Annotated in this window: 18 protein-coding genes and 1 riboswitch; of the genes, 11 read left to right on the forward strand and 7 right to left on the reverse strand. The window is 69.7% G+C overall.

The window, feature by feature from the left end:
* Positions 1 to 7: 7 nt before the first annotated feature.
* Complete coding sequence (locus K8640_RS22745; RefSeq protein ID WP_223748948.1) at positions 8 to 793, forward strand: helix-turn-helix transcriptional regulator; 786 nt, start codon at positions 8 to 10, stop codon at positions 791 to 793.
* A 12-nt stretch (positions 794 to 805) separates the two neighbouring features.
* Here K8640_RS22745 and K8640_RS22750 read toward each other — a convergent pair whose 3' ends face one another.
* A complete protein-coding gene (locus K8640_RS22750) occupies positions 806 to 3151 on the reverse strand; it encodes a patatin-like phospholipase family protein (RefSeq protein ID WP_223748949.1) in 2346 nt (781 codons plus the stop codon).
* Positions 3152 to 3646: 495 nt separating this feature from the next.
* Here K8640_RS22750 and K8640_RS22755 point away from each other — a divergent pair, with 495 nt between their 5' ends.
* Entirely contained in the window at positions 3647 to 4720 is a 1074-nt protein-coding gene (locus K8640_RS22755) for a hypothetical protein (RefSeq protein ID WP_223748950.1), read from the forward strand.
* Positions 4721 to 4786: 66 nt separating this feature from the next.
* Here the strand turns inward: K8640_RS22755 and ahcY are convergent, their stop codons facing one another.
* The 3 genes from ahcY to K8640_RS22770 all read right to left on the reverse strand — a co-directional run bounded on the left by ahcY (position 4787) and on the right by K8640_RS22770 (position 8808).
* A complete protein-coding gene (gene ahcY, locus K8640_RS22760; protein WP_223748951.1) occupies positions 4787 to 6217 on the reverse strand; it encodes an adenosylhomocysteinase in 1431 nt (476 codons plus the stop codon).
* A gap of 90 nt (positions 6218 to 6307) precedes the next feature.
* A riboswitch (S-adenosyl-L-homocysteine riboswitch) is annotated at positions 6308 to 6375 on the reverse strand.
* A 184-nt stretch (positions 6376 to 6559) separates the two neighbouring features.
* Positions 6560 to 7096, reverse strand: coding sequence for a hypothetical protein (locus K8640_RS22765; RefSeq protein ID WP_141332477.1), 537 nt, complete (start codon positions 7094 to 7096; stop codon positions 6560 to 6562).
* An 80-nt stretch (positions 7097 to 7176) separates the two neighbouring features.
* Positions 7177 to 8808, reverse strand: coding sequence for a peptide-N4-asparagine amidase (locus K8640_RS22770; RefSeq protein ID WP_223748952.1), 1632 nt, complete (start codon positions 8806 to 8808; stop codon positions 7177 to 7179).
* A 264-nt stretch (positions 8809 to 9072) separates the two neighbouring features.
* Between K8640_RS22770 and K8640_RS22775 the strand changes: the two genes are divergently transcribed.
* Positions 9073 to 10632 (forward strand): M57 family metalloprotease, encoded by a 1560-nt coding sequence (locus K8640_RS22775; protein WP_223748981.1) that lies wholly within the window; start codon positions 9073 to 9075, stop codon positions 10630 to 10632.
* A gap of 39 nt (positions 10633 to 10671) precedes the next feature.
* On the opposite strand, the gene K8640_RS22780 is transcribed toward K8640_RS22775, so the two are convergent.
* Positions 10672 to 11004, reverse strand: a complete 333-nt coding sequence (locus K8640_RS22780; RefSeq protein ID WP_046712414.1) for a MazG nucleotide pyrophosphohydrolase domain-containing protein — start codon at positions 11002 to 11004, stop codon at positions 10672 to 10674.
* Between the two features lie 123 nt (positions 11005 to 11127).
* Here K8640_RS22780 and K8640_RS22785 point away from each other — a divergent pair, with 123 nt between their 5' ends.
* From K8640_RS22785 to K8640_RS22800, 4 genes are all read left to right on the forward strand, one after another.
* Complete coding sequence (locus K8640_RS22785; RefSeq protein ID WP_223748953.1) at positions 11128 to 13728, forward strand: hypothetical protein; 2601 nt, start codon at positions 11128 to 11130, stop codon at positions 13726 to 13728.
* The gene (locus tag K8640_RS22790) at positions 13725 to 14558 is read left to right on the forward strand and encodes a hypothetical protein (protein ID WP_223748954.1); all 834 of its coding nucleotides are present in this window, start codon (positions 13725 to 13727) and stop codon (positions 14556 to 14558) included. Before K8640_RS22785 ends, K8640_RS22790 begins: the two co-directional genes overlap by 4 nt.
* 186 nt (positions 14559 to 14744) lie before the next feature.
* On the forward strand, positions 14745 to 18020 hold the full coding sequence (locus tag K8640_RS22795; protein ID WP_223748955.1) for an RCC1 repeat-containing protein: 3276 nt from the start codon (positions 14745 to 14747) through the stop codon (positions 18018 to 18020).
* A gap of 339 nt (positions 18021 to 18359) precedes the next feature.
* Positions 18360 to 19019, forward strand: coding sequence for a hypothetical protein (locus K8640_RS22800; RefSeq protein ID WP_223748956.1), 660 nt, complete (start codon positions 18360 to 18362; stop codon positions 19017 to 19019).
* Positions 19020 to 19243: 224 nt separating this feature from the next.
* Here the strand turns inward: K8640_RS22800 and K8640_RS22805 are convergent, their stop codons facing one another.
* On the reverse strand, positions 19244 to 20248 hold the full coding sequence (locus K8640_RS22805) for a hypothetical protein (protein WP_223748957.1): 1005 nt from the start codon (positions 20246 to 20248) through the stop codon (positions 19244 to 19246).
* A 278-nt stretch (positions 20249 to 20526) separates the two neighbouring features.
* Here K8640_RS22805 and K8640_RS22810 point away from each other — a divergent pair, with 278 nt between their 5' ends.
* From K8640_RS22810 to K8640_RS22825, 4 genes are all read left to right on the forward strand, one after another.
* Positions 20527 to 21720, forward strand: coding sequence for a DnaJ family molecular chaperone (locus K8640_RS22810; protein WP_223748958.1), 1194 nt, complete (start codon positions 20527 to 20529; stop codon positions 21718 to 21720).
* A gap of 164 nt (positions 21721 to 21884) precedes the next feature.
* A complete protein-coding gene (locus K8640_RS22815; protein WP_223748959.1) occupies positions 21885 to 23462 on the forward strand; it encodes a hypothetical protein in 1578 nt (525 codons plus the stop codon).
* Positions 23463 to 23515: 53 nt separating this feature from the next.
* On the forward strand, positions 23516 to 24634 hold the full coding sequence (locus tag K8640_RS22820; protein WP_223748960.1) for an NAD(P)-dependent alcohol dehydrogenase: 1119 nt from the start codon (positions 23516 to 23518) through the stop codon (positions 24632 to 24634).
* A complete protein-coding gene (locus K8640_RS22825; RefSeq protein WP_223748961.1) occupies positions 24631 to 25149 on the forward strand; it encodes a DUF4334 domain-containing protein in 519 nt (172 codons plus the stop codon). The genes K8640_RS22820 and K8640_RS22825 overlap by 4 nt, the downstream gene beginning before the upstream one ends.
* On the opposite strand, the gene K8640_RS22830 is transcribed toward K8640_RS22825, so the two are convergent.
* Positions 25142 to 25666, reverse strand: coding sequence for a DinB family protein (locus tag K8640_RS22830; protein ID WP_223748962.1), 525 nt, complete (start codon positions 25664 to 25666; stop codon positions 25142 to 25144). The two genes, K8640_RS22825 and K8640_RS22830, sit on opposite strands and share 8 nt — an antisense overlap.
* Positions 25667 to 25734 lie beyond the last annotated feature (68 nt).

A 25734-nucleotide genomic window follows, 5' to 3' on the forward strand; every position in this document is an offset into this window, starting at 1 on the left:
AGCCGCCATGGCCCAGCAGCTCCAGGTTCCTTTCTCCACCAAGCTTCCGCACCCCGTGTATTTCCGCACGGCGCGGCTGCCCGCGGCGGCCACGTATCCCCGGCATCACCATCCGTGGGGTGAGTTCGTCTACGCCTTCAGCGGGGTGATGGAGCTGGAGCTTGCGGGCGGCCACTACCTGGCGCCCCCGCAGTATGGAATCTGGCTGCCTCCGGACGTGGAGCACCGGGGGATGAACCGCTCGGAGGCGAGCCACTGCTCGCTCTACCTCACGAAGGCGCTGTGTCGGGGATTGCCGAGGACGACGTGCGCGCTGGCGGTGAGCCCGTTGGTGAAGTCGCTGTTGGAGCACCTGCGCGAGCACCAGGTGGCGTACCCGCGCACGAGCGCGGAGCGGCGGTTGATGCGGGTGCTCATCGACCAGCTCTCGCTCGCGCCGCCGCAGGGCAGCTACCTGCCCATGTCCGACGACGCGTTGCTCGGCGAGGTGCTGCGGGCGCTGGTGAAGGCGCCGGCGGACGGGCGCTCCCTGGCCCAGTGGGCGCGCCAGGTGCACACCACGGAGCGGACGCTGGAGCGGCGGTGCCGGCAGCACCTGGGGTTGTCCTTCAGCGAGTGGCGTCAGCGCCTCCGGGTGGTGAAGGCGCTCGCGATGCTGGAGGAGGGGAGCGCCGTGGAGGTCGTCGCGCTGGAGCTGGGCTACTCCAGCGCGTCCGCCTTCATCGCCATGTTCCGCAGGATGACGGGGACCACGCCGGACAAGCTGCGGGGCCACGGGCTCGCGACGTCGTGACGGCGCGCCCGCTCAGAGCCCCAGCTCCACGCCGATGCCCGGCGCGACGGACCACAGCGTCTCTCGCGAGCGGGAGCCGGGGTACCACTCACCGATGAGCTGGACGCGGAAGCGCTCCAGGATGGCCACGCCCACCAGGGCCTGCACGACGGCGCGGGTGCACGCCGTCACCCGGCTGGCGCCTCGGCCCTCGCAGCCCTGGGTGCCGTAGCGGTCATTCGCGCTGAACATCCAGCCGGCGCGCAGGCTGAAGCGGCTCTGCGCGAGGAAGGACTGGTCGGTGCTCGGCCGGAACTCCAGCCCTCCGACGGGCGCCAGCGCGAAGGACTCCTCCGTCCCGGAGGAGAGCACGTCCTCGAGCCCGCGAAAGCCAAGGGCCGCCGTGAACCGCAGCCCGGTGGGCAGCTGCTCCTCGAACGCGGAGATGCTCACGCCCACCTCGCTCTGCACCGGCCCCATGGTGACGTGCAGCACCGTGCCCGGCGCGGCGAACGCCACCGTGTCCGCGGCGAGCTTGCCCGCGAAGCTGACCATCTGCCGGTCGTCGCCCGACTGGACCTCGGTGAGCCGGTTCACCGCCGCTCCGAGGGACTGGCGGATGCGGACGATGGCCAGGTCGCCCCGGCCGCGCGGCACGCCCAGATCCCGGAAGCTGAACCCATACGCGCCCAAAAGGCGCATCGAGTAGTCGAGCTCCGGCTCCTTGGGGCTCTTCCTCCAGTCGGGCCACTGCTCGGGTGAGACACCGGGCACGCGCGGGGGCGGCTCTCCGGCCATGGCGCGCTCGCAGTGCAGGTTGCGCCAGGTGGCCTCCATGTTGCCGGTGCCCGCGCTGGCGCAGGCGTCGTAGAGCTGGTCGAGCGACACCTGGAGCAGCGCGCGGAAGTCGGACAGGGCCTCTCCCTCGCAGACGCGCGGGGCTTCGGCGGCGCCGTCGTACACCGCGCGCATGCAGATGAAGGGGGCCCAGCTCCCGGGGTCCTGGGCGGGCTCGTCGCGGGGCCGGGCGAACGGGTCCTCGCCCTTCGTCACGTCGAGCAGCATCCGCCGGGCGTCGTACATGCCCAGGTAGAAGTCGAACGTGCGGAACTCCGTCTCGAAGAAGCCGAGGAACGCGAAGAGCGGCGCGCTGGCGGCGGGGAAGTGGCGCCGGGGCAGCACGAGCCGCCGGGCGATGTCGGGCTCCTCCTCCAGCAGCAGCGACAGCTCCTTGGAGCGCGCCGTGTCCACGAGCGCCGCGATGATGCCGCTGAGCTCGGTGGGCAGGGAGCGGGAGGTGGCGCGGGCCTGGGCGGGAGGGAGGACGGGGTACTCGGTGGCGTCCGGGTCCACGAACGCGAAGGCGATGCCCTTGGGCGTCTGCCGCACGCCGGGCGTGGGGACGTCGCGCCACTGCAGCCTGCCGTCGACGGAGTGGAGGCCGTCGCGGGCGAGCCCCACCGCGAGGCGCAGGGGCGCGTTGTCGAAGATGCCACCGTCGATGTAGCGCTCGGTCCGGGCCTCCCTGGGCAGGCACACGGCGGGGGATTGGGACTCCTTGGCCACGCAGGTGGACAGCTCGTGCGGCGGGAAGGCCACGGGGAAGGACATCGACGCGAGGATGAGGTCGCGCAGCGCCTGGAAGCCGATTTCGCCCTGCTCGTCGGTGACGAGCAGCGGCTCCATGCGCCGGCTGCCGGGCGTCGTGTAGTTGGTGGCGGAGGGGGGCTTGCCCGGGCCGCGTCCCCGGATGCGGATGGCGAACTTCTCCTCGATGCGGGGCAGGGGCATGCGGCCGTTCGCGGCCATGAGCACGCGGGGCTCCACGCGCGTGGTGGAGACGCCGAACACCACGTCACAGGACGTGCTCAGCCCCTGGTTCCAGGCCTTCTCGATGTCGGCGGCGCCGCGCTCCAGCCACTCCCGCGAGAAGACGCCGAGCGGGGAGGTCGACGCGGGGATGAAGAGCTGGTTGAAGCCGACGGGCACCCACGTCCGCCAGAACAGGGATTGGTCCGGGGGCGGCAGCTCGGCGCCACAGGACGCCATCACCGCGAGCAGCGAGTTCAGGCTCCCGGCCGAGGCGCCCGTCAACAGCCGCAGGTCCACCTCCTGGCTGCCCTGGGCCGAGGCGAGCGCGTAGTACAGGAAGCCCGCTTCGTAGACCCCCAGCGACACGCCGCCGCTGACGGTGAGCGAGACGGCGGTGGCGGGGACCCCCGACTCATCGAGGGGAATCGGCTGGGCCTTCGCGGGCGCGCCGCCGAGCAGGCACAGCCCGGCGAGGACGAGCGCCGTCGTGGAGCGGGAAGGGCGAGGGGCGGCGGTGACGTCGTTGGATGAAACACAGCCCGGCGTGCCGGGAACGGCTGAACCCATCCGGCGACCGTAGACCCGGGCCTCCCCGGGTGCATCAAGCTTCCGTGTCGGGACGTGTTGCTTCCTGGACACGGCGCGTGGAAGCCCAGGCGCGCGCCGCGTCCGGGGCCCATGGGCCCTCCGCGCGGAGCAGGGCTTCGCGTGAGGCACCGCGAAGGCACGATGGCGGTCGAACAGGTCGTGCTCCATCCCGGTGAGGCTCCTGGCCCGGCGTTTCACCGCGCGCGGGGTCGAGGATGACCACGGCGGCGAGGAAGCGTCCGTCGGCCATGGCGGGGCCTCACACGAGACACCCCGGTGGCTGTCTTCACGCCGGTGGCGGACTCGCGCAAGTCCTCGTCCGTGCGTCCGTTTCACGGGCCCTGACGTCGGAGTCGGCGCGTCGGACGATGCCGCTCACCCAGACATACCTGGGTCGCCGCCGCATCACTGGGAGCGTGTCCTGGGGCCGAATAGGCTTGTCTTGATTTGTCTTCACAATCGAAGGAGCAACCCATGTCGAAGCCGTGGAGTGTCGTCGCGAGCATCCTCGTCGTGCAATTGCTGGCATGTGCCGGAGGAGGAGCGGGGCAGCCCGAGGGCCCTGCGGGTGAGATGCGCTTGTCTGTGCAGGGCCTGGCCCGCGGGGAGCTCGACAGCCTGGTGGTCACCGCGCAGCCCGCCAATGTCTCGCAAACCCTGACCTATTCGGCGACGTCGGACACCTTCGAGGGGACGCTCGTGTTGCCCGCGGGGGCGCAGACGCTGACGGCCGAGGGGTTCGTGGAGGACGGGACGGGGACCCCCGTGCTGGTCGCCAGTGGCACCGTGACGGTGACCGTGGTCGCGGGCACCACGGTGGGCGTGTTCCTGGACATCCGGGATGTGACGCCGGCCACGCCGCAGCCGGACATCGCGCCGTTCATCCGGTCGGCCTTCCACGGGGCGGTGAACATGCCTACCAACACTTTCACCGAGCTGGCCGTGTCCGTCGTCGACCTGGACGGAGACCCCATCACCTACCAGTGGACGAGCGACTGTCCGACGAGCGTGTTCACCCGGCCGACCGCGTCGTACACGGAGTGGGGCAATTCGGTGCCGGGTCGGTGCACGCTCGAGGTGCGGGCCACCGCGCGGGGACAGACGGTGTCGAAGAGCCTTTCGGTGAACGTGTATTCATTGACGCCGACGACCGGGGATGTGGACGTGGAGGGGACCTACACTCCGCGCCCGCTCATCACGGCGATTCACGTGCAGGGACAGGGGCTGCCCCTGCAGCGCTTCCTGCGTGAGGACGCGGTGACGCGCTTCCCCTTCGTGGGGCCGAACCGGACCTTCCAGGTGGAGTTCTTCGTGGACTATGGCACGAGCCACGGCACGCGCACGGCGACGCTGGAGTCGACGTGCGGCACGGTGGTGCGCGACGTGGACACCTGCGCGGCGAGCCCCGCGCCCACGTCCTGCTCCGTGTCGTACACGTGGACGACGCCCACCGGCTCGCCCCTGTGTTGGCTGAGGACCCAGGCCACCAACGGGACGCTGGTGGATGGGTTCACCGTCGGGACGATGGTGGATCAAGCGGTGCGCTGAGCACCTCCGGTCGGGACGCCCGCGGGGGCCACGACAGCCACCCGCGGGCATCGACCTGACCGGGAACTAGTAGCGGTAGGTGTCCTGCTTGAACGGCCCGGACACCGTGACGCCGATGTACGCGGCCTGGTCCGGCGTCAGCTCGGTGAGCTGCGCGTTGAGCTTCTTGAGCTGCAGCCGGGCGACCTTCTCATCCAGGTGCTTGGGCAGCACGTACACCTTGCCCACCTGGTACTTGTCGCTGTGCGAGTACAGCTCGATCTGCGCGATGGTCTGGTTCGCGAACGAGCTGGACATCACGTAGCTGGGGTGACCCGTGCCGCAGCCCAGGTTCACCAACCGGCCCTTGGCCAGCATGATGATGCGCTTGCCGTCCGGGAAGATGATGTGGTCCACCTGCGGCTTGATCTCCTCCCACTGGTACTTCTCCAGGGAGGCGACCTCGATCTCATTGTCGAAGTGGCCGATGTTGCACACGATGGCCTGGTCCTTCATCTTCGCCATGTGGTCGTGGGTGATGACGCTCTTGTTGCCCGTGGCCGTGACGAAGATGTCCGCCTTGTCCGCCGCGTAGTCCATGGTGACGACGCGGTAGCCCTCCATCGCCGCCTGCAGCGCGCAGATGGGGTCGATCTCCGTCACCCACACCTGGGCCGACAGCGCGCGCAGCGCCTGCGCGGAGCCCTTGCCGACATCGCCATAGCCCGCGACGACGGCGATCTTGCCCGCCACCATCACGTCCGTCGCGCGCTTGATGCCGTCCACCAGCGACTCGCGGCAGCCGTACAGGTTGTCGAACTTGCTCTTGGTGACGCTGTCGTTGACGTTGATGGCGCGGAACAGGAGCGTGCCCTTGGCGGACATCTCCTGCAGGCGGTGCACGCCCGTGGTCGTCTCCTCGGTGACGCCGAGGATCTTCGCCGCCTTGCGCGAGTACCACGTCGCGTCCTGGGCCAGCTTCGCCTTGATGGACGCGTACAGCTCCCGCTCCTCCTCGCTCTGGGGGTTGGCCAGGACGCTGGCGTCCTTCTCCGCGCGCTTGCCCAGGTGCATCAGCAGCGTCGCGTCACCCCCGTCGTCCAGAATCATGTTCGGACCCTCGTGGTCGCTGCCCGCGGGGCCGAAGTCGAAGATGCGGTGGGTGAAGTCCCAGTACTCCTTCAGGGACTCGCCCTTGTGCGCGAACACCGGCGTGCCCGCGGCCACCAGCGCGGCGGCGGCGTGGTCCTGCGTGGAGAAGATGTTGCACGACGCCCAACGCACCTCGGCGCCCAGCGCCTGGAGCGTCTCCACCAGCACGGCCGTCTGGATGGTCATGTGCAACGAGCCGGTGACGCGAGCGCCCTTGAGCGGCTGCTGCTTGGCGTACTCCTCGCGGATGGCCATCAGCGCGGGCATCTCGCTCTCGGCGATCTTGATCTCCCGGCGGCCCCATCCGGCGAGGCCGAGGTCGGCGATGGCGTAGTCCTGCTTCTGCGTCTGCGTGGCGGCGGTCATGGCGTGTCTCCTGAGTTCAGGTTGCGTCGCGTGTGCTGGCGAGGTCCTGCCCGAGCCGCTGGAAACGGACCCACCCTCGCAAGCCACGCGTACAGGTGAGTGCCGTTGGGTCATTCCCTTCGAGCCTGGGGCCAGGGGCCTCGCAACACTCCTCGAAGTCCGGGGCAAACTACGAGAAGGCCCGGCGAATTTCAAAGGGAAGTTGCCGCCCCGGAGGGCAGGCATGCGGGCTCCACCCGACACCGGGCCTACAGGGTGGCCAGCGGTGGGAGCCCCTCCCCGGGACCGAGCGGGGCGGCGCCGGCGCCAGGGGCCGACGCGCGCCCGCGCGCCCGGGAGGGACTACTTGCCCGACGCGCGCACCGAGCCGCCGCTGGCCCAGTGGTCCGTGGCGGCGCGCGTGAGGGTCTGCGCGAGCAGGTCCTCGAGCAGGTCCGCCTTGGCGATCTCCTCGGGCTCGAAAACGCCGAGCAGCGCCAGCTCCGGCTTCTCGCCGTACTGCTCCTCGCCCAGCGTCAGCCAGCCGGGGGTGTAGCTGGCGCCCACCAGGCCGTTGACCAGGGGGGCGATGCGCAGCGAGGCGCCGTGCGCGTGCACGGGGCCCGCGGGCGCGCCGTTGCTCTTCACCAGGCCGATGTCCTTGCCGGAGAAGCGCACCTCGAACGCGCGCGAGTCATCCCAGTGCGGCACCTGCTCCAGGGACAGGGACAGGGCGCCGTCGGACGCGGGGCCGGCCTCGCCGTTCGCCTTCTGGACGGCGGCCTTCAGGGCGTCGGAGACCTGGGAGGACAGCTGCGCCCAGCGCTCGCGCCGCGCAAAGGCCTTCCGGATGTTGTCGTTGATTTCCTTCAGAGAGGCACCAGCGTTCTTCGACGGCATGAAGTCCCCTTCGGGGGTTGGAGGGCAAGGCCGGATGCTGCCCTCCGCTCACGCATGGTGTCCAGGGGGCCCCCGGGCTTTCAGTCGCAGCCCTGGACGTCCTGGGTGATGTATCCGTTCCGGGTGGAGATGCGCCGGTCGTGGCACACCCCGGGGTGGCCCTCGAGCCGGTAGTGGTGGGTGGAGGTCCCCACCGCGTTGCGCTGCGCGCGGGGCACGCCCAGGTTGTACGCGGCCTCGCCCGTGAAGACGTCGTCGAGCTCGCGGTGCTCCCACGTCTGGAGCCCCCGGACGCCGAGCGCCCTCTCCGCGTCGCGCACGGTGATGCGGGTGGTGAGCCGGTTGGCCGGCGTCACGTCGATGTGCCCGTCCAGCACGAACTGCTTGTCGGAGCGGCTCACCGTGGGGAACACGTCCCGGCCGACGACGGTGACGGTGCTCGTGTCCCGCCACGTGGCGACGAGTTCGTCCGGGTTCTCCAGGTCCCCCACCCAGCGGTGCATGCTGGTGTTGGAGACGTCCTGCTCCACGGTGGTCAGCTCCCAGCCGCGCGAGGTGCGCAGGTAGCCGGACACCCTCAGGTGGTGGCCGCCCTGCGTGTCCACCTGGTGCCAGCCGTCCACCAGCGCGTACGTGGAGTCGTTCGACAGCGTCCCCAACTGGTGCTGGACGAGCCCGCCGGTGACGCGCGCGGTGCCCGTGTCCCGCCACACGAGCACGTTGGTGGGCAGGTCCCACCCCGGCCGTCCCTCGGGCACGCCGAGCACGCGCACGGTGAGCTGGTGCGGCTGACCGTCCGTCAGCAGGCCCACGAACGGGGTGAGGTCGTACTGGATGGGGCGGATGTTGAAGGCGCGGGGCGCGGGGAGCACGTACCAGAGGAAGGGATTGGACCAGCCACCGGTGTAGACGTGGGGGAAGGGCATCGCGATGCCGGCCACCCGGCCGTCCACCTCGATGACGACCTCGCGGTAGGGGCCGTCGTCGGCGGGGCACGAGTAGGGCACGACGATGGGCGCGGTGATGTACCAGAACTCCTCGCACCCGCCGCCGGAGCCCGTGGTGTAGACCTCCGCGACCAGGCGCGCGGTGTTGCGGGGCACCGTCACCTCGCCGACGAGCGCGCTGCCCTCGCGGCGCGGCTGGGTGAGCGGGAGCACGTCGCTCGCCAGGTTCGCGGCGGGCGCGTGGCCCCCCTGGGCCGGGTAGAACGTCAGGTACACCTGCACGTCCAGCACGCCCGTGTACGTCTCGTTCACCACGTTGCCGATGAGCATCCACACCGGCTGGGGCCGCGCGAGGAGCGACGCATAGGCGGTGACGTCCTTCTCCACCGACCAGGCGATGCCCTCGCGCGAGGGCTCGGGCGTGGAGGTCTTGAATATCGTCACGCCGCCCACCTCCAGGTGGCCCAGCCGGTCGTACTGGACGCCCTGCACCTTGCCCTCCAGGCGCAGCACCACCTTGCTCCAGGGGCCCGGGCACTCCGCGGGCGGCGTGAAGGTGCCGGTGAAGGGCGTGAAGTCGTCGAACCGCTCATCGACGATGCGCACGGTGCAGGACGGCGTCGGCGGCCGCGCCACGGCTGGCGCCGCGGTGCGCGGGTCGTCCCAGTCCGTGCCGAACTCGGGCGGAGGCTCCACGGCCCACGCCGGCAACGCGGCGCCCACCACCAGGAACACCGCGACGAGACTGCCAGGGAATGGCTTCACGGCTTGTCCTCTCCAAGTATGTAATTCTTGAATAGTAGGAGTTTGCCCTGACATGGGCAATGCGCGGCTGCGGGGACGTGGTTCGTTGAAGGAACGCGGGAAGAACGCGCGCGACGTTCGTTGAATGCTCGCGGTGCGAAGGATGACACCGCGACATCACCACACACCCGGGGGCCGGTCCCGGAGCGCAGGGGAATCCATATGCAGACAATGACTCACACCCGCCAACGTGGTTGGCGGACGACCACGCTCGCCGTGACGACGATGGCCCTGTTGGTGGGAGCCTGCGGGCCCGAGGCGCCCGTGCCCCAGGAGGAGCCGCTCACGGACACGGGGGCGGCGACCACGGCGGCCTTCGAGGCCTGGAGCGCGAAGAACGTCGTCGCGACGGAGGAGGGGCACTTCCTGGTCGAGGGGGACATGCGGATGCTGGACCTGGCGGAGGTCCGCCGGTACTGGGAGAGCTTCACGAACAATCCCAACGCGCTGTCTGTCTTCCGGGTGGGCGGGGCGGACGCGGCCTGGAGCCGCGCGGACCGCGAGGCCATCACCTACTGCATCCGTCCCACGGACTTCGGCGCGGACTACGACCGCGTGGTGGAGTTCATGCACCGCGCCGCCTCCGGCTGGGAGGGCGCGGCCAACGTGAAGTTCGTGCACCTGAAGGCGCTGGACTCGTCCACCTGCAATCGCAACAACAACCTGGTGAAGTACAACGTCGAGCGCAACTTCGCCTTCACGGGCCTGTCGGCGGGCATGGGGTTCCCCACGTACTCGCGGCCCACGCGCTTCCTGGAGCTGGGGCCCACGTCGACGTGGACGGATGCGGAGCTCATCGCCGTGCTGACGCACGAGTTCGGCCACGCGCTGGGCTTCGTGCACGAGCACGACACCGCGTCGGGCTGCGGCATGGTGATGACGGGCAGCTACCGGCCGCTGACGTGCTACGACGGCCGGGGCGCCATGCACTACCCGTCGATGCCGGGGTGGTTGGATCCGTCGCGCACGCTGAACTTCATCTCGCAGCGGGACGTGGAGGGCTCGCAGGCGCTCTATGAGGCGCCGACCAACGTGCTGAGCACGTCCAGCGGCACGGTGTACGCGCGCAAGCGCTCGACGGGTGACCTCTACCGGCGCGACGCGCTCGTGTGGACGTTGGTGGGTGGCCCTGGCCAGGCGTTCGTCGCGGTGGGCAACACGCTGTATGGCCAGACGCCGGGCGGCGGCTCTCCGGTGCAGTTCCTGGGCTCGAGCTGGGTGGGCATCGGCGGACCCGCGGGGCAGATCTTCGCCTGCGCGGGGGCGCTGTGCGCCACGGACAAGCTGACGGGCAACGTGGCCCGCTACAACGCGGCCACCGGGACGTGGACGACCATCGGCGGGCCCGGCTCGCGCTTCGCGGCCACGACGACGCAGGTGTTCGGCCTGGGGCCGTGGCAGGACGACTACACGGCGCTCTACAGCGGCGCGGGCTCCTCGTGGAGCGTGGTGGGCGGCGGCGCCAGCGAGCTGGTGGGCGGTGGGACGAAGATGTACCGGCTCACCAACGACAAGGCGTTCATCCAGCGCCATGACGGGGGCTCGACGTGGACGAGCATCGGCTACTCGGGCCGCAGCTTCGTGGCCGTGGGCAATGACGTGTACGGCCTGCGTCCGGATGGCTCGTTCATCATGAAGTTCACGGGCTCGGCGTGGAACTCCATCCACGGCGCGGCGAGCAGGATCTTCAGCTCCAACGGCTACCTGCTCGCGCAGAACCTGGACGACACCATCGAGCGGTACGACCCGGTGTCGAACACCTGGACGAACCTGGGCAAGCCCTGAGCGTCCCACCGGACCTGGGGGCGCGCGGGGCGGGCGTCCTCAGGTCCAGGTGCGCTGCTGGTTGCGCTCGTTCTTCTGGCGGAAGGCCTCCTCCAGGTCCACGCCGACGCGGTTGGCGATGGCGACGAGGTAGTTGAAGACATCGACCAGCTCCTCGCCGACCTGGGCGCGCGCCGCCTCGGTCGGCGTGCCTTTTCCCTCGTCGTAGAGCTTCTCGTGGCGGCGGACGGCCTTGAACACCTCGCCGACCTCCTCGCCCATGAGGAAGCAGTTGTGGACCAGGTCCAGCTTCAGCCAGCCATGCATCGCTTCCAGCTCGTGGATGTATCGCTGGTAGTCCTTCATGGAGGCGCCGGGGGGAAGTTCAATCATCTCCCCGTCTTCAATCACCGGGCGGCCCGCGTCAACCCCTGGGAAGGAGAGGTCCGCGTCGAAATGCCGCGGGAAGATCCGCGGAGGCCTTCGTACCTCTGGGGCACAACACCCGGAGGTCTCATGCAACGCGGTGCATTCCTGCTGGCCCTGGCCAGTCTCCTGCCGACCTGGGCCGTGGCGGCGCCCCACGTCACCCGGCTTCCGCCCCAGGACGCGGCGGTCCATTGCAGTCCCGGCGAGCCGTGCACCCAGCCCACGACGGACGGCTGGGTCGCGCCGATGGAGTACGCGGACGGCAAGAAGTTCCCGCTGCAGGACTATGTGAATGGCGGGCCCAACGGCGAGCTGTACCTGCTCATCAGCGACAACGCCGAGTACACCTCCGAGGAGTGCAACTTCGGGATGCCCGAGGCGGGCGGGATTCCCTCGGTCCAGACCAACCCCTGCCTCTCCCAGACGCTGTTCATCGGCCTTCGCCTGCCTCGGCCCAAGGACGCCAACGGGAACTTCCTGGGGGCGTCTGGCTTCATCGACGTCTGGCTCGATGCCCAGCGCGACGCCACCATCAACCAGGTTCCCGGCGCGAGCGGGCCGCGCTCCGAGGACCGCCACCTGCGGTTCCGCTACTCCACCGGCCCCAACGGGAACACCGCGCTGACGCAGCAGATGGGCAACAACGCGAACGGGTGGACGGGGCTGTCGGCCCCCAACCAGGCCTGGGCCACCACCGCCCTGGTGACGACGCCGAGCGCGGACCCCTCTCGCGTGCACATCGAGTTCTCGGTGAAGCTGCGCAGCAGCGTGCCGCCCATCGTCGGCAGCGAGCCCTTGTCCTCGGCGGTCCGCAAGCTGGGCCTCGCGCTCCAGAGCAGCCCTGGCATGACGGCGGGCGCCACGCAGCGCGTGGGCGGCGGCATCTTCTTCAACGCGAAGAACCAGCCGCCCAACGGCCTCCTGCCCGCCACCTGGGAGACGCTCGAGCTGCGGGAGCACATCCCCATCCCCTTGAGCTTCACGATGTGGAACGTGGGGCAGATGCCGGACGCGACGTTCTGGGTGCCCGACGGCGGCTCGGGGGAGATCGACACAGTCGCCGCGAAAATCTACAAGAAGGAGGTCGTCTGCATCTCCGAGATCTGGATGTCCCATGAGCGAGGAGAGCTCGTCGAGAAGGTCAACGAGCTGCGCGCCGCCGAGTCGCTGCCTCCCATGCAGGCCGTCACGGAGCTGAACGACGACATCTTCCAGCCGCCCACGGAGACGACGGGGCTGGTGCTGCTGTCCTCACGGCAGATTCTCGAGGGTGGCATCCACCACTTCCCGTCCAACATGTGCACCGGCGCCGACTGCATGCAGGACAAGGGCGTCATCTGGGCGCGCATCGCCACGCCGGCGGCCACGGTGCCCGTCACCGTCATGGAGGACACGGGCCTGCCCAAGCTCTCCACGGCCACGGACTACGGCGAGTTCGTCGACGTGTTCTGCACCCACGTCAACGCGGGCGAGAACACGCCGGGGCCGGACACGGATGCGCGCGAGGACCAGTTCTTCGACATCATGGCGTACGTCCAGCAGGTGAGGAAAGGAGGGCCCCTGAATGCCAATACCTATCCGTACCTGCTCGGCGACAACGACATCTTCCCCCAGGGCACCTGGCCTGGCGGCCTGGACCGGCCCGCCTTCCTGCTCGGAGACCTGAACACGATTGGACCCAAGGCCACCGAGGCCGACTCCAACTTCTCCGCCTATCAGGACATGGTGGGGCCCAACTACCTGGACATCAGCGAGCGCACAGAGTTCGAGGAGGCCAACAGCTTCTTCTCCGAGTCCCGCGACCTGGCGCGCACCTCGTCCGGCTCGGACCCGATGGCGACGGGGACGTGGCTGACCAGCACCTGCACGGACCTGGTGTCGGACCAGCTGGCTGGCTTTGACCGGCTCGACTACGTGCTGGTGTTCCCGCCCGCGAACACGCTGGAGTTCCCCGCCTACGCGCTGCTCAAGGAGCCCACGGCGAGCGTCGAGCCGCACTTCGACCCCGACTCCGGCATCTCCATGGAGGTGGGGGGCTCGCCGCAGTTCTTCCAGCAATGCCTGTCGGACCACGCGATGGTGGACGTGGAGGTGGCCCTCACGAAGGTGAAGGACGTCGTGAAGTACAACCCCGCCAAGCCGCACCGGATTGAGTACGCGGTGAAGCAGGTGACGGACCTGGAGACGGAGAGCGGCTGCTGCGCGGATTGGTTCACGCCCCGCGTGCACATGACGGCGAATGGCTTCTTCCGGGAGAACGCATACCTCGACATCGTCGAGGACCAGACCATCTACCCGAACTGGCGCGTGCAGACCGGGCCGAGCAATCCCACGCAGTTCCCGGACCTGCCCGCCAACTTCACGGGGGTGGTGAACATGACGTCCGCCATCTGGGAGGAGGATGTCGGCCCGAATGACCACTACGACTCCATCCCCGAGGGAGGCTCGAGCCTGGCGGTGGATGACCGGGACGGCCACTTCAGCTTCTTCGCGTCGTCGGGCCTGGTGCGCCGGGTGAAGGGGGAGTCGAGCGCCAATGACTGGCTCACGGGACTGGAACTGATGGGGAGCTTCCTGAACGGCTACGAGAACGGCATGTCCCTGGAGACGGAGGGGACGGACCATGACTCGGGTGACAACGCCCGGGTGCGGCACTTCATCCAACTCAAGGAGCTGGAGACCCCATGAGCGCAATGATTCGGACGTCCGCGGTGCTCGCGTGGCTCCTCGGTGGGGCGGCCCATGCCGTCGAGCCGATGGTGCCCTACGACAACTTCAACCCCTCGGAGTCCAACCCGCCTCGCGCGACGAAGGTGCGAGGCATCGACCCGGCGCGCTGGGTGGACGTGCAGACGGGGAGCCGGCAGCAGGCGGTGCGGGAGCTGGCCTTCACACGGCTGCGGCTGGCCAGCCGGGCCAACACAGGCACGGGGCGCTACGGCCTGCGCTTCATCCAGCCGTCGGCGGTGACGGCCATCGAGGCGAAGGTCCGGGTGAACAACGCCCGGAGCACGGGGTGCGAGCTGTCGCAGGGCGGCATCTCCCAGGGCGCGGCGGAGCTGTCCGGCCACTTCTTCAATGCGGCGACGCCCAGCCGCGCCAGCGCGAAGGATGACGTCACCGCGTCCATCCGCGTCGTCTCCCGGTCCACGGACCCGCTGGGCTCCCAGGACCTGCGCGTGGAGGCGCACGTCGAGCAGTGCCAGGACGCCTCGTGCACGGCGCGCGGCTCGCTCTTCACGGCGGACCTGGGGCAGGTGCACCAGGGAGAGCAGACCCGGCTGCGCGTCCAGTGGGACGCGGCGAATGACCGCTTCGTGTTCCAGCGCGACAGCCAGCCCGAGGTGTTCGGCGCCTACACCGTCACGGACACCCAGGCTCCGGGCATCGCCAGCAAGGAGCTGGTGGTGAGCCATTCCGTGCCCACGTGCGCGAGGGGGAGCCCCAGCCCGCTGGCGTATGTGAATGCGTACTTCCACGACGTGGGGGTGAATCAATCGGCGGCGCCCGCGCCCTGAGGTCGCGAGTCGACGGACGATTCGTCCTGGTGCAGCGAGAGCTCGTGGTGTCTCGCCGCCCGCGCTCGTGGAGTGCTGCGTCATCATGACGAACCCGGCGGGGTCTTGTTCTTTGCCCTGGTGAGTGCTTGGTTCCCGACCTGTTTGAAGAGGGGGAACACACTCATGAGTCGTGGCACGAGACGGATGTCTGGCATCGCGTTGTTGTGCGTGTTGTGGATGGCGGGCTGCTCTGGGAGCGCGCCCGAGGAGGCGACACCCGAGCTCGGCACCTCTCGCGCCGCGGAGGGGTTCTCCCGTCAGGGAACGGTGCTGGCGGGGCGCAATCACTCACTGGCCCTTCGCTCGGATGGGACGGTGTGGTCCTGGGGTGGCAACACCTTCGGACAGCTGGGCAACGGCACGACGCGTTCGCGCCCTCACCCTGGTCGGGTGTGGCGCTTGTTCGACATCCGCTCGCTCGGCGCGGGGGAGCTGCATTCGCTGGCGCTGAAGTCGGACGGGACGGTGTGGGCCTGGGGCAACAACCTGAATGGACAGCTCGGAGATGGGAGCACGACGTCACGCCCCGTCCCCGTGCCGGTGTCTGGGTTGACGAACGGCGTGGCCATCGCCGCGGGCTTCTCCCACTCGCTGGTCCTGAAGTCGGACGGGACGGTGTGGGCCTGGGGCAACAACGCCGCGGGACAGCTCGGGGACGGGACGACGACGCGGCGCGTGTCCCCGGTGCAGGTGCAGGGCCTCTCCGGCGTCATGGCCATCTCCGCGGGCAACGTCCACTCGCTGGCGCTGACGGCGGATGGTCGGGTGTGGTCCTGGGGCGGCAACGCGGATGGGCAACTGGGGACCGGAGACCTCGTGGGCCGCTCGCTGCCCGCGGTGCTCCCGGGCCTGACGGGCGTGAAGTCGGTGTCGGGCGGTGGCTCGCACACGGTGGCGCTGCGGGTGGATGGCACGGTGTGGAGCTGGGGCAAGAACGATGACGGACAGCTCGGGCTGGGCTCCACGGCGGTGACGCTGGTCCCCACGCAGATTCCCGCGTACGGCGGCGTCGAGGCGGTGGTCGGCGGCGGGCAGCACACCGTGGCGCTGAAGGGGGATGGGACGGTGTGGGCGTGGGGCAGCAACGCGCGCTCCCAACTGGGAGACGGGACGATGCTCCCGCGGCTGTCTCCCGTGCAGGTGCCAGGGCTCACACAGGTGCGGGGTGTGTCGGCGGGCGGCGGACAACACTCGGTGGCGGTGAAGGCGAGCGGCGAGGTCTGGGCCTGGGGTTCCAACAGCGACGGTCAGGTGGGAGATGGGTCGTACCTGATGAAGTCGATGCCCGTGGCGACGCGCGCGTGGCTCGAGCGGGCCGAGGCCTCCGCAGGGGTGGGGCACTCCCTGGCCGTGAAAGCGGATGGCACCGTCTGGGCCTGGGGCAACAACCAGAGCGGGCAGTTGGGCAATGGGTCGACGGTGTCGTCCTGGAGTCCGCTCCGGGTCACGCTTCCGGGGGCCTCCCTGGCGGGCTCGGTCGCCGCCGGAGGTGTGCACTCGATGGTCCTCCGGGAGGACGGCACGGTGTGGGCCTGGGGCGCCAATGGCTACGGCTCCATCGGAGATGGGACGACGACCTCGCGGCCAACGCCGGTCCAGGTGCAGGGGGCGTTGGTGGCCACGGCCGTCGCCACCGGAGTCCGTCATTCGCTGGCCTTGAAGGCGGATGGGACGGTGTGGGCCTGGGGCTGGAACTCCATCGGACAACTGGGAGACGGGACGGTGCTCACCCGGCTCTTGCCCACGCAAGTCCCGGGATTGTCGGGTGTCGTCTCGATTGCCGCGGGCGAGGCGCATTCGTTGGCCTTGAAGGCCGACGGCACGGTCTGGACGTGGGGACACCACAGCCCGTCCTGGATGGAGCTGGACCCCGATGATCCACCTCCGCCGGGGCTCGTGTCTCCGCTGCAGATGGCGGGGCTCTCGGAGGTGGTGGGGGTGGCGGGTGGCAACAGCCACTCGCTGGCGCTCAAGTCGGACGGAACGGTCTGGGCCTGGGGCAACAACGATTCGGGGCAGTTGGGAGACGGCACCTTCACGTCGCGGATGACGCCGGCGCAGGTGGTGGGGCTGTCGGGCGTGGTCGCCGTGGCCGCGAACGGCCTGTACTCCAGCGCGCTGAAGGCGGATGGGACGGTGTGGACGTGGGGCGCGAACTCCTCGGGGCAGTTGGGCGGGGGGATTTCGCTGTCGCGCGCGCTGCCCGCGCAGGTCGCGAGTCTCTCCACGGTCCGGTTCCTGGGCGCGGGGCAGGCGCACTCCCTGGTGGTCAAGGACGACGGGACGCTGTGGTCCTGGGGGAACAACTACTCCGGTCAGATTGGGGATGGGGCGCAGGACCTGACGGCGTTCCCCGTTCCGTCCCTGGTGACGCGCGCGCGTGGGGTGGCCGCGGCCTCGAATGTCTCGATGGGTGTGACTCCCGAGGGCAAGGTCCAGACCTGGGGTGCGAACACGTGGGGGCAGTTGGGAGACGGAACCCGCATCACCCGGCCGGAGCCCGGCGAGGTGGCCGGGCTGACGGGGATGATGGCGGTCTCCATGGCGTATGACCATGCGTTGGCGCTGAAGTCAGACGGGACGGTGTGGGGCTGGGGGTCCAACTCCGGAGGCGTATTGGGAGACGGGACGCGGATGCAGCGCTTCACTCCCGTGCAGGTCGCGTCCGCCCTCCGGTTCCAGGCCATCTCCACGGGCTCGGCTCACAGCCTGGGGCTGGCGGAGGATGGGACGGTGTGGGGCTGGGGCGGGAACATGCATGGAGAGGTCGGGGATGGAACGCAGACCCTTCGCTCGTCGCCGGTCCAGGTGCAGGGGCTGACGCAAGTGATTGCCATCTCCGCGGGGAACTCGTTCTCGCTGGCCTTGAGGGCGAACGGCACCGTGTGGTCCTGGGGGAGCAACATGAGCGGCAGATTGGGGAACAACTCGACGGTGTCGCGCTCGGTGCCAGGCCAGGTGCCGGGGCTCACGGGCGTCACCGCCGTGGCGGCGGGGAACGGCCATGGGCTGGCCTTGAAGGCAGATGGCACGGTCTGGGCGTGGGGGGCCAACGCCTACGGCGAGGTGGGGGATGGGACGACGGTCAACAAGCTCGTGCCCGTCCAGACGCGGGTGTTGACGGGGGTGACGTCCATTGCCGCGGGGGTGAATCACAACCTCGCCATCACGGTGGGAGGGCTGGTCTGGGCCTGGGGACGCGATGAGCGGGGGCAGCTCGGAGACGGAGCTCCGTCCGCGGCGACGCTCCAGCCCGCGCGGGTGAGTTCGCTGGGGGCCGCCGTGTCGGTTGCCGCGGGTGGGGACCATTCCCACGCCATCCTCGCGGACCGGAGCCTCTGGTCCTGGGGTGGCAGTAGTTACGGACAGCTTGGCTCCGGGCTGTCCCTGGTCCGGGCGGCCCCCGTGCAGGTCTGGTGATTCGGGAGCCGCGATGCGTGGGTGTAGCCAGGGCCGTCACGCTCCAAGTCTGGGGTGTGACGGTTCGGGTCACAAATCAACTCACGCACAGAGAGTCACAGTGTTGGGTATGGTTTTTGTAGCCGGGTTGCACTCTCCGTCGGGATTTCCCTGCGGACATCGGAGTGCCCCATGCGCCTGAACCTGACCCACAGCTCTCGTTTGCTGGCCGCAGTGTTTGCCCTTGTCCTGCCCTCCACGCAGTCCTTGGCAGCGGAGCCGGTCTGCGTGGAGTCCCACGGGCTGAAGCACTGCGGTCTGAACGGCGCCTCGGTGAAGAGGACGGAGGAGGGCGTCCGGGTGGAGGGCCAAGATTCCTCCGTGAAGGGCGGCGTCGTCATCCAGACGGAAGCGGCCACGAACTGGACGGCGGGAATGTTCATCGAGGGCGTGGGGGATGAGCAGACGTCCCAGACAGTCTTCTCCTCCACGTCGAAGGAGGGCAATACGAGCACGGCGACCCTGGAGCAGGTGAATGGGGCGGTGGGTTACTCGGCCGCCTTCTCCCGGAACGGGGAGTCGTCGACCTACTCCGTGTTCATCTATCGTGACGGCACGCTGCAGGCCTCCATGGGAGGCATTCGCAGTGGAGAGGTCCTGGTCCACTCGGTCCAGAACCCCGAGCTGCCGCCCATCGTGCGCCCTCTTGGCATGACCTACGATGCTTGCATGCAGGCCTGCTTCAGGCTCTCCTGCGCCTATTGCGAGCATTTGTATAATGGCGCCCAGCGCACCCTTCCTGGAGGGGCCCGCGAGTGGCAGTTCGACGTCTCCCATCCAGAGCTCCACCTCAAGGACGGGCGTGTCGTGGAGGGGGACGAGGTCGTCATGCGCGAGGAACTCCACAAGTCGAAGCGTCAGCTCCATCCGTTGGGCGCCGAGCAGATTCAGATCCAGACCACGGCTCCGGCCATCGAGCTGCGTGACGAGAACGTCACCCGCGCCTGTTCCATCCGGTAGCGCCCCGAGCGAATCAAATCAGACAGCGGCGACCACTCCCCGGAACGTCGAACGAAGCATCTCAAGCCTCCCGTGCGGAATCGTGAGGATGTACGCGGGTGGAGCGCCTTGGCTTGGTTTGTATGGATTTTCAGCCCCTGACAAGGGCCGCCGGGCTCTCCCAAACGAAACGGCGGCGACCTCCGCGTGGGAAGTCGCCGCCGTGGGTGCATCTCAGCCGTGAATCACTCCACCCAGTGCTGGACCGTCAGGATGCGGAAGTCCGACGCGGTGTCGACGAAGAAGTGCACCTGCACGCCCGCCCACGGGCCGTTCTCGTAGTGCATGTGGCAGCCCTTGAACGTGCGGCCCGCGGTGCGCGCGGCCAGGTCCGCCTTGCCGTCCGTGACGATGTCGGCGTCAATCGCGTTGTACCGGTTCGCCGTGCTCACCGCGCTGTGGACGTAGTTGCGCACCTCGGTGGCGTCCGCCAGGTAGCCCCGGTCCTCGAACTGTCCCGAGCGGCCCGTCAGGTCGATGCCGAAGCAGTCCGCCGAGGCGAGCCGGTCCGTGCCGTAGGCCCCGTCCAGGATGGTCTCGATGTTGAACCCCGTGCTCATCTTCACCTCCCACTCGTCCTCCGGCAGCGCGTTCACCGCGGACACCAGCATGTCCAGCGAGTAGCCGATGGTGGCCGCGTTGCGCAGGTTGCGCAGGCTCACCGCGCCGATGCCGAACGCGTCGGAGATGCCCAGCACGCTCGTGAACGGACGCAGGTTGATGAGGCTCGTCGCCCCGTTCCACGCGTACGGCAGCACGGCGTAGAGCGTGTTCGTGCTCGCCGTGTTCACCAGCGTGACGATGGCCGCGGCGTCCGACTGCGACAGCGCCAGCTCGTCGTAGATGCCCAGGCAGCTCTGGTCGATGTACTCCTCGGCGCGCGCGCCGTGCTCCAGCTGCTTCAGCCGCACCGGGCCCATCTCCGAGACACCGGAGAGCCGCGCCAGCGTCGTGAAGGGCGCCACCGTGCGAGCCGCGATGATGTTGTTGGCCGCGTCGCTGGGCAGATACCGGTCCAGCTTGAAGAAGCTCGCCGTGTTCGCGAACTGCAGGATGCCTTCACACTCCGGCGCCACGTCGACGTCCGTCGTGGTGAGCGGCGCCTGCTCGTTCTGGACCGTGTCGGCCGGCGCGGAGGGCTCGGCCGGCGGAGCGGATTCGGTGGGACCACAGCCAACCAGCAGACTCATGGAGAGAAGGGCTGAGCCGAGACGACGCATCGAGGACACCCGTGGGGACAGCGAGGGAGGTGCTCCCTTACCCAGGCCCTCGGGTAGCAGGCAATCCGTGAGACAGATGAAATTTTGTGATGACAAGAAAAGTGTCACCAGCGCGCGACTCCGGCCCGGTGGATGACACCGAATCGTGACGTGCGGTGGGTTTCTGGACCTCCGGGTGGGAGTCGGGCATGCCGGAGGGCTCCACCTCGGGGATTCGCTCTGGCGGCCCCACCCGGCGAAGGAAGTGCATGCGAGCCTGTCCGTGCTGCCTGGAGACGCTGACGCCAGGTCTGCTGGGCTTCGGGAGCCGGCGCCTCGCGGGCCACTGCGAGGCGTGTGGCGACGCCGTCTGCCAGTCGTGCCTGAGCGTCGAGTCGCTGCCGGCGGCGGTGTTCCGGAAGCGCGCCGGCGCCTCCGAGGCGGGGCCCAGGAAGGTGAAGGGGCGGGTGTGCCGCTCGTGCCTGTGGGAGGCGCTGGTGGAGGCGGGGCGCACACCTTCCTTCGCCGCCCCTCGCGGGCAACGTGAGCGCGCGCGCCGCGCCGCTCGGGAGACCTGTACGCATGCCGAGGTGAAGGCCTGCATGGGTTTCTGCCCCACCTGCGGCGACGAGGTGGTCTGGAAGAGCGAGCACGGCAACCCCGCGTGCGAGGCCTGCGGCGCGCCGTCACATCGGTTCTTCAACTGCTGCTGGAACTGCGGGGAGTCGTTCGACGAGCAGAACGTCCCCCAGTCCGTCGCCCGCGGATACCGGCTCGACTTCGACTGCGACGCGGAGGACTGCGCGGGGAAGCTCGCGTGGCTGATGCCGTTCTGTCCGTGGTGCGGCGAGGAGAAGCACTGGGAGCATCCCGGGGCGCTGGAGTGCGAGGCCTGCGAGGTCCAGGTGGGCCGGGGCTGGGCGTTCTGCGTGCGGTGCGGTGAGGAGGCTCCGCTCCCCGACGCGTGTCCCCGGTGTGGCGTGGGCCTGGACGAAGCCGCCTCCGCCGCGCGCTGCGAGCAGTGTCAGCACGTGGTGTGCGGTGAGTGCTGCGACGTCGTCGTCACCGCGTCCGGAGGTGAGTCGCGGGAGCGGCTGTTGTGCTCGAGCTGTGGCGAGGGCGCCGAGCCCGTGGCCGACGCGCGCGCGCCCGAGGAGCCCGACCCCGAGCCCTCCGAGGCGGAGGAGGACGCGCCTCCCGAGGACGACGAGGAGGAGGCCGCCAAGGAGGAGCCCGCGCCGCGGCCCCAGGCTCCACCTCCGTCACCGTGGGAGGTGCTAGGCGTCGTCCGAGGCGCGCCGCTGGCGGACGTGAAGCGCGCCTATCTCGCGCTCGTCGCCCAGTACCACCCCGACAAGGTGGCGCAGCTCGGACCGAAGCTCCAGGCGCTGGCGCAGGAGGAGACGCGCCGCATCATCGAGGCGTGGGAGCACATCCGGAAGCACTCGCGCCCCAACGGGTGACGGCCGCGCTCGCGTGCGCCGTGTTTCGGAGTGAACGAGTGCTTCGGCGGGGCCTCCGCGCCGCACGCATGGAGAGGAGGGAGGCAGGCTGGAGCCTCGTGTCTTGGCGGCCCCGTGCGCCGTGCCCAACCTGTCGCCCGGGTGTGTTTCGGGAGGGAGACACCGTGGCTGACTGGCGTGGCTTGGGCGCGTGGCTCGTGTTGTGTCTGGGGATGGCCGGCTGTGATGGAGATGATTCATCGCCTCCCGTGGCCTCTTGTGAGGCCACCGCCTCCTGCGAGCCGGCTCCGGGAGTCCCTCCCGACGCGGGCACTCCGGATGCGGGCGTACCAGACGCGGGGACTCCGGACGGTGGAGGTGCTCCCGACGGTGGCGGCGCTCCCGGTGAGTCGGATGGCGGCACCGTCCCGCCCGAGGACGGTGGCACCGCGCCGCAGCCCGGCAAGACACTCTGGCTGAACCATGAGCGCCAACCCCTCCACGACATGGCCGCGAGCGTCGGCACCACCTGGGATGGGGCGTCCATCTACACGGCCTCCATCCAGGGCTCGTCGACCTCGTTCGGGCGCGCTGACGGCGCCTCGTCCCAGCTCGAGCTGAAGCGCTACACGCCCGATGGCGCCCGCGTGTGGACGCGCTCTTTCGCGCTGCATCCTTTTGACGGCGAATCTCCGATGGATGTCTCGGGGACGGTCGCCATGAGCGTGTCGTCCACGGGCCGGCTCTATCTGATGACGGAGGTCCGCCATGGCACCGTGTCGATGGACACGCCGAGCCAGCCGCTCAGCGGCCTTGCCCTGTCCCGCTTCAACCCGGAGGGGCGCGGGGAGTGGTCCCTGCCGCTGCAGGGGCTCAACGAGGTGGGACTCGCGCTCGTGGCCAGCCGGGACGATGGCGCCTACGTGAGCGTGCGCGCCTCCCATCCGTACTCGGAGGCGCTGCGGTGCGCTCCGACGGAGAACGCGCTCTATCGCATCAGCGCCTCGGGCACCGTCGTGTGGCGTCAGCGTGTCTCCGAGCCGGAGTGCGGCAACTACCGCGCGGAGGCGGTGAGCCTCGCGGTGCTGCCCGACGGCGGTGTGGCGCTGGGCGGCTCATTCTTCGGCACGGTCCGCACGGCGAAGGGGACCTTCACCGCCCTGGGCCAGTCTCCCTTCCTGGCCACGTTCTCCCGGGAAGGACAGCTGACCTGGTTCAACGCCTTTCCCCGCGCCAACGGCTGGGTGACGAGCATCGGCACCACCGCGAAGGGCACGCTGGTCGCGGCGGGGAGCATGGAGGCCGGCGAGCTGCGCTGGGGCTCGCAGACGCTGCGCGACAGGCTCGCCTTCCTCCTGGTGGCGGAGGCCGCGGGCACACCGCGCTGGGTGAGGAGCCTGGGCCGCTCGGAGAAGGTCGTCATCGCCGTGGAGCCCGCCGGACGCGTGGTGGCGAGCGGCCTGTCGCGCGACTTCCCGCACCCCGCGCCGGGCGCGAGCGACCCCGCGCAGAACCCGCAGCTGTTCGCGCGCCGCTTCAACCTGGAGGGCCGCGAGTTGTGGAACCGCTTCTTCCTTCGCTCCGGAGGTCCGTCCAACCTCTTCTCCGAGCAGGTGGTGAGCGCCGTGCCCTCCGGCGAGGGGAACGGCAGCACGCTGCTGTTCGGCCACTTCTCCCACACCGAGGACTTCGGGACGGGCTCCCTCGTCCCCGACGCCACCGACACCTTCCTGCTCAAGCTGGGACCCGGCGACGCGTTCTGACCCGGACTCGGAGCCCTGGTGCTTTTGTTGGCGGTCTGCCAATAATCCAGGGCATGACGCTTCCGGTCCGTGCCGCGGTGCTGCGGGAAGTGAATGCGCCCTTCGTCCTGGAGGAGGTGGAGCTGGACGCGCCCCGCCAGGGGGAGCTCCGGGTCCGGGTGCACGCCAGTGGCATCTGTCACACGGACTTGAGCTACCGGGCGGGGCAGGGGCGCTTCGCGTTCCCCGCGGTGCTGGGCCACGAGGGCGCGGGGGTGGTGGAGTCGGTGGGTGAGGGCGTCGCGGGCTTCGAGCCTGGGGACGCGGTGGTGCTCAGCTACTACTCCTGCCGCGCGTGCGGCACCTGCGCGCACGGACAGCCCGCGTACTGTGAGCAGGGCTACGCGGGGAACTTCTCGGGGGCGCGGCCGGACGGCACGTACCCGATGCGCTGGCGCGGCGAGCCCATCCGCTCGGGCTTCTTCCACCAGTCGTCCTTCGCCACGCACGTGCTGGCGCACCAGCACAACGCGGTGAAGGTGGCGAGAGGCGCGCCGCTGGAGCTGCTGGCGCCCCTGGGCTGCGGCTTCCAGACGGGCGCGGGCGCGGTGCTGGAGTCGTTCCGGCTGCAGCCCGGACAGCGGCTGGCCGTCTTCGGCGTGGGCGCGGTGGGGCTGGCGGCGGTGATGGCGGCGCGCGTGGCGGGCGCGGCGAGCATCTTCGCGGTGGACCTGGACGCCCGGCGGCTGGAGCTGGCGCGGGAACTGGGCGCCACCGACACCTTCCTCGCGGACGAGCCGGAGCTGACGCGCACGGTGCTCAAGAAGACGCGGGGCGGGGTGGACTTCGCGCTGGAGTGCGTCGGCTCGCCGAAGGTGCTGCGACAGGCGTTCGACGTGACGCGCCCCTTGGGGACGTGCGGGTTGCTCGGCCTGCCGGGCGCGGACGCACAGGTCTCCATCCCGATGACGGCGCTGCTGTTCGGCAAGCGGCTGGTGGGGATGCTCGAGGGCGACGCCGACCCGAAGCGCTTCATCCCCCGCCTGGTGTCGCTGCACGCGGAAGGACGCTTCCCCATCGAGAAGCTCAGCCGCTCGTACGACTTCGAGGCCATCAACGACGCGGTCCATGACATGGAGTCGCGCACGGCCATCAAGCCCGTGCTGCGCATGCACACAGGAGCGGCACGATGAGCTTCGACGAGGTGGTGAAGGCGGGGACGCTGAGCCAGGCGGAGGCGCTCGCGCTGTTCGACAGTCTGGGGCCGGTGGAGCTTGAGTCCCTGGTGGGCACGTGGAAGGGCAGTGAGCTGCGCACCGGACACCCGATGGACGGGATGCTGGGCGCCACGGGCTGGTACGGCAAGCAGTTCCTGGACGCCGAGAGCGTGCACCCGCTGCTGTTCTACACGGAGGACCGCGCGGCGGTGTTCCCGGTGGACCCGCGGAAGTGGCCGTCCCCGACGATTCGTGGCCCCGTGGGGCCGCATCGCGCCGACGTGGAGACGTCGAAGTTCAAGGCGCGCCTGCGCAAGGTGGAGTACCGGGGCCAGCTCAGCGCGACGATGATCTACGACGACTGGCCCACGCTCGACGTGTTCCGCCAGGCCGACGAGAACACGCTCCTGGGCCTGATGGACGCGCGCGGCATGCCGTCGCCGTACTTCTTCGTGCTGCGGCGGGACGCGAACGCGCCGGCGCTCAAGTAGGGGGCACGGCCAGCACGAAGCGCGCGTAGCCCAGCTCCGCCGCGTTCTTCATCAGCTCCACGTTGGCCCAGGCGACGATGTCGCCGAAGGGCTTGCCCGTGAGCGGCCAGCGCGTGCGCGCGCTTGACCGCAGGTCCTCGTCGGTGAGGCGGGTGATGGCCTCGCGCCACGTGTCGTGCAGGCCGACAATCCACGCGCGCACCGCGTCCGCGGAGCCGGGCCAGACGACGGCCTCCCGCGTCAGGGTGCCGTCGCCGAACGAGTGGTTGTGCACCATGGACCACCAGAAGCCCAGGTGCCACGTCAGCCAGGCCACACTCGCGGGGCCCAGGTCATAGCCCTCGTGCTCGGGCCATTGGGCGCGCCAGTGTCCCTGCGCGTCCTGCGTCACGTGCAGGCCCACCGACGCGGGGCGCCGCAGGCAGTCCTCCGTGGTGAGCCCCTCCAGGTGGTAGCGGGTGAGGGCCCACGCGATGTCGAGCTGGCCCAGGAGCGTGTCTCGGACGGGGTTCGCCATGGGGCGCGACCCTAGGGGGCTTTGCCGGGGTCGTCCATTCCAGGGGGCCCAGGTCAGGACGCGGCGCG

The sequence above is a fragment of the Myxococcus sp. XM-1-1-1 genome, assembly GCF_020037095.1.
In the GTDB taxonomy this organism is placed as follows: domain Bacteria; phylum Myxococcota; class Myxococcia; order Myxococcales; family Myxococcaceae; genus Myxococcus; species Myxococcus fulvus.

Bases quoted from the DNA above. Each gene is read 5' to 3' on its own strand.
- K8640_RS22745 (WP_223748948.1), top strand. From the start codon at position 8: ATGGCCCAGCAGCTCCAGGTTCCTTTCTCCACCAAGCTTCCGCACCCC.
- K8640_RS22750 (WP_223748949.1), bottom strand. From the start codon at position 3,151: ATGGGTTCAGCCGTTCCCGGCACGCCGGGCTGTGTTTCATCCAACGAC.
- K8640_RS22755 (WP_223748950.1), top strand. From the start codon at position 3,647: ATGTCGAAGCCGTGGAGTGTCGTCGCGAGCATCCTCGTCGTGCAATTG.
- ahcY (WP_223748951.1), bottom strand. From the start codon at position 6,217: ATGACCGCCGCCACGCAGACGCAGAAGCAGGACTACGCCATCGCCGAC.
- K8640_RS22765 (WP_141332477.1), bottom strand. From the start codon at position 7,096: ATGCCGTCGAAGAACGCTGGTGCCTCTCTGAAGGAAATCAACGACAAC.
- K8640_RS22775 (WP_223748981.1), top strand. From the start codon at position 9,073: ATGGCCCTGTTGGTGGGAGCCTGCGGGCCCGAGGCGCCCGTGCCCCAG.
- K8640_RS22780 (WP_046712414.1), bottom strand. From the start codon at position 11,004: ATGATTGAACTTCCCCCCGGCGCCTCCATGAAGGACTACCAGCGATAC.
- K8640_RS22785 (WP_223748953.1), top strand. From the start codon at position 11,128: ATGCAACGCGGTGCATTCCTGCTGGCCCTGGCCAGTCTCCTGCCGACC.
- K8640_RS22790 (WP_223748954.1), top strand. From the start codon at position 13,725: ATGAGCGCAATGATTCGGACGTCCGCGGTGCTCGCGTGGCTCCTCGGT.
- K8640_RS22795 (WP_223748955.1), top strand. From the start codon at position 14,745: ATGTCTGGCATCGCGTTGTTGTGCGTGTTGTGGATGGCGGGCTGCTCT.
- K8640_RS22805 (WP_223748957.1), bottom strand. From the start codon at position 20,248: ATGAGTCTGCTGGTTGGCTGTGGTCCCACCGAATCCGCTCCGCCGGCC.
- K8640_RS22810 (WP_223748958.1), top strand. From the start codon at position 20,527: ATGCGAGCCTGTCCGTGCTGCCTGGAGACGCTGACGCCAGGTCTGCTG.
- K8640_RS22820 (WP_223748960.1), top strand. From the start codon at position 23,516: ATGACGCTTCCGGTCCGTGCCGCGGTGCTGCGGGAAGTGAATGCGCCC.
- K8640_RS22825 (WP_223748961.1), top strand. From the start codon at position 24,631: ATGAGCTTCGACGAGGTGGTGAAGGCGGGGACGCTGAGCCAGGCGGAG.
- K8640_RS22830 (WP_223748962.1), bottom strand. From the start codon at position 25,666: ATGGCGAACCCCGTCCGAGACACGCTCCTGGGCCAGCTCGACATCGCG.